The sequence below is a fragment of the Streptomyces longisporoflavus genome, assembly GCF_014649775.1.
Lineage (GTDB): Bacteria > Actinomycetota > Actinomycetes > Streptomycetales > Streptomycetaceae > Streptomyces > Streptomyces longisporoflavus.
The window spans coordinates 1-3,584 of the sequence record NZ_BMTR01000088.1 but is presented as its reverse complement, the minus strand read 5'-3'; the positions used below and the strand labels follow the sequence as shown (position 1 = coordinate 3,584).

General features: G+C 69.9%; 3 protein-coding genes. 1 reads left to right on the top strand and 2 read right to left on the bottom strand.

Translation table 11 applies throughout. The features are described from left to right. Nucleotides 1-317 precede the first annotated feature (317 nt). Nucleotides 318-470 (bottom strand): hypothetical protein, encoded by a 153-nt coding sequence (locus IE226_RS43410; protein ID WP_190087054.1) that lies wholly within the window; start codon nucleotides 468-470, stop codon nucleotides 318-320. 1,654 nt (nucleotides 471-2,124) lie between these two features. Here IE226_RS43410 and IE226_RS44765 point away from each other — a divergent pair. After that, nucleotides 2,125-2,505: a hypothetical protein gene (locus IE226_RS44765; protein ID WP_229871980.1), complete on the top strand. Its 381-nt coding sequence runs from the start codon at nucleotides 2,125-2,127 to the stop codon at nucleotides 2,503-2,505. 730 nt (nucleotides 2,506-3,235) lie between these two features. On the opposite strand, the gene IE226_RS44760 is transcribed toward IE226_RS44765, so the two are convergent. Continuing rightward, nucleotides 3,236-3,445: an ATP-binding protein gene (locus IE226_RS44760; RefSeq protein WP_229871979.1), complete on the bottom strand. Its 210-nt coding sequence runs from the start codon at nucleotides 3,443-3,445 to the stop codon at nucleotides 3,236-3,238. Nucleotides 3,446-3,584 lie beyond the last annotated feature (139 nt).

Below are 3,584 nucleotides of genomic sequence, written 5' to 3'. Positions count from 1 at the left end.
CGACCTCCTCGCGCCGCACTCCGCCGACCAACTCATCGACGAACTGGCACGCCGCCTCACGGGCACAGGCACCACAACGGACACCTGAGAACCCGGCAACACCCCCGCCCCGCGCCACCGTTGACCCCGACGGCCCGCCCCGGCACGCACGACGCGCCGGGGACACCCGAGAAGAACACCACCGCGGCCACTCCCCCACCAGCCGGCGCTACACCGCTCCCGCGCCCGGATCCCCGGGACGGACCCCTCGCAGACGCCGGCGTCAGCCGGGTGCGGGCCCGGTAAGCAGCAGAACGGAACCCGTTAATCGATTTCGCTCAGGCTTTGTCGTCGCGCTCGTATTCCATGTTCGCGTTATCCGAATCGTCCGTGTCGTTGTCCCCGTCGTTCTGCTGCTCGTCCTGGTCCTCGCCGGTCACGACCTTCTTTGCCTGGTCGGCAGCTTCACTGATTCCATCTTCGATACCCATGGTTCGGCCCCTTCGCCGGTGGATGAGCAGATACCACCAGCCTGGCGCGGTCTCGTGACGCCCGCTCGGGCACCGCGTAGCGGTTAGCCCACACGGGAGACCCTTGTCGGCACTGCTCCTTTTGACCAGCACGCATACAGCTCGCCCCAAGGGTGACAGCGGGCACCAGAACGACGAGCCGGAGGGGACGCGAAACCGTGCGCTGGTTTCGACTGCACCGGGCCGGCGGGCTGCCACCTGGCCAAGCCAGCCCGAGGCCCCCTCGGCGCTGAGCAGCACGACTTCACGCGCCGGACCCCGCGGCACGTCACTCCCCCAGGGGCCCGTGGTGTATCCGGACGCGGATCACATCACCGAAGTTCACCCGCAGACCAAGCAGCAGACGCGAGGGCTGGAATGCAGCCCGCTGCTGCTCCATCAGCGATAGACCGGCGGCGGGGCCGGCGGCACAGGAGGAGGAGCTGGAGGTGCCGGAGGCCAGAAGAGGTCACCAGGAGGGTCGTACGGCTGAGTTGAACTCCCGGGATCAGGCTCAGGGAAATCCACCTTCCCCACTACCCATATGACGGCCAACGTGGCCACTGCGACCACCGCGATGGCAGCCACACGGAGAAGAATCCTCACCACTCCGCGACCCACGCTCCGGCGCATCCAACTCCCCCACCATTCGAATGGAACCCTGGGGCCTTTGACAGACAATCAGCCCATTCCCCACCCCCATCCAGCAGAAACGACCATCTTCACCTGCGCTCCGACGCAGTCCATGCGATCACCAAAGGCCTACCGGACGAGCAGCAGTACTGCCCGGGCGCTCCGCGGGGAGCACACCTGCGGGCCATCCGCTGCGGGGGGGCCGGCGCCGAGCAGGTGCCGGACCCATCCCGCAGCGGAGGAAACGCGCCGTACGCAATCCGTTTGCGCACCTGCCACGGAGAAACCCGGGAGCGGGCAGGACCGGCCGCGATGGAGCTCCCCTCCACGGCCGCTCTCGCCTCAACCGTGACGCCGGCACCGCGGGAATGCGCCGGCGCCACGGGAGTACAGGGCCCGCGGCATCGTCGGAAACGAACCCCGGGGTTCGACGTCGTCGGCCACCAGACGATCTCCTGGACCGGCCGCGCCAACACCGGCAGAAACCTGAACAATCCTCAGTTCGCCGCCCCTCTCCCCCGGAGCACATTCCCGACGGGCCATGCCTGGCCGGCCACCAGCATCTGCACGGCTCAAGACCCGCCTGCCAGGGCGCCACCCGCGAACTGCGCCCCGCACCCCTGGCCGCCATCACGGGCCCCGCGAGGCCGCAGCAGGCACCAGACGGCACAACGCCGGCTTCGAGACCTCGCACGCCGGAGACCGGCCCAAACGTCCATCGGCTCCCCGGCTCTCCACAGCACGTCACCGGCATCGCACAGGAACGGGCGCACCTCGCCTCACCCTTGCACAACAGCGGCGCCACGAAACTCAGCCCGGTGACTCAAGCCGCAGAGTCGCGCCCGGGCCGGTCAACTCCCCAGCTTTGGCCACGAATTGCCCCGCGCTTGCTCCCGCAGGAGACTCAGCAGAAAAGCCCCGAGAGCAAGACCATGAAAGAGCCCGGCCCGCGCGGCCTGGTTCGCGCGCTCCGCCGCCGGCCCCGCCGAAAGGACCGTCTGCCGTGACCCGTCAGCCACCCGTGTACATCCTCATCAACCCCGACGGCCGAGCCCACTGGGGCCACCGGCTCTCCGTCGCCGAAGACGCGATGGGACACCACGGCATCGGCCGCACCTTCCTCACCCCAACCTCACGCCTGCGGGTCGCCTCGCCGGGCCGCACCCCGACCCTCCCCGACCAGCACCCGCCCAACCTGTACGCCGCCCGAGTGCTCGCCCACGTCGCCGGCCACCCACCCCACAACGCCACCGAACCACACGGCCCCGTCGCCCTCTACGGCTTCGACCCCACCAACGAATGGGACAACACCCGCCCCCTGACCACCCCCGAACAACACGCCATCACCCGGGCCCTCGCCGCCGCCGGCTGCACCACAGCCTGATACCCCATGCCCGGGCGCCTCTTCCGAGCGGTCACCGGATCGGCCACGTGCCGCCCGGGGCCATCGGAGAGGGCAGCCCCCGCTTCCGGTCAAACAGGTAGCAGGGCCCATGCCAAGCGCACAGACACCCCGCCCCGCACCGCGACCCGAGACCAGCTGGGGCCGCATCGCCGACAACGCGACCCCAGCCGCTGCCCTCCCGGCGCAACGGCGGCGGGTCAGGTCACCCGCAGCCACCCACCGCCGGAAGGGCACCGCGCGAGGTCCGATCGAAGAGCACCCCGGTCCCTCGCGCCCGGCCGCCGCCACACCCGCGCGGCGGCGGCCGACCATCCCATGCCTCCCGTCACCGACCCGCACCGTCCCCGACCCGGGCATATGCACCAACCACCCAGCCCGAACTTTCCCACGTGTGGCAGACACCGCCCCCTGGCACGACAAGGCCCGCTCGCACCCGTAGCACCGGGTAAACCGGGCTGTTCTGCTCCCCCAGAACACCGGCCGGCGGCAAAAGGCGCTGTTTCAGGCCCGTCCGCTACCCCAAGTCGTGTGCGACGAAAGTCGGGCACTGACGGCCGCTGGCCCCTTGGGTGTCACATCGCGCTGCCAGCCGGATGCCCGTTCGCATCGTCGGCGAGCGCGATCACGGCTGCGATCCGCTTGCCGACGGGCTCACGCCGCATCTCCAGGCTCCGGCACACGCACGTGACGATCTCCAGGCCGTGCCGGCCTACCCGCTGCGCGTCCGGGGGGGGTGGATCGTCGGCAGCGTCGTGCCGGCATCCCACACACAAATCTTCACGCTCCCGCCGTCAACCTCCAGATCCAGCAGGCACGGCCCGGGCGCATGCTTGTAGGCGTTGGTGACCAACTCGCTCACCACCAGCTGCACCACGTCCATCACGCGCGGGGAGACCGGGATACCGTGCACGGCTTGCACACCGGTCAGGAACTCGCGGGCGGCCTCGCGGGCAGCCGAGATGGGCTCACTGCCGTCAACTTGACCCGGTCCTAAAGGACCGGGCTTGGAGGTAGGGCGTCACTGGCGGTGACGTGGCCTCCTCCGTCCAGACACCCCT

Bases quoted from the DNA above. Each gene is read 5' to 3' on its own strand.
- IE226_RS43410 (WP_190087054.1), bottom strand. From the start codon at position 470: ATGGGTATCGAAGATGGAATCAGTGAAGCTGCCGACCAGGCAAAGAAG.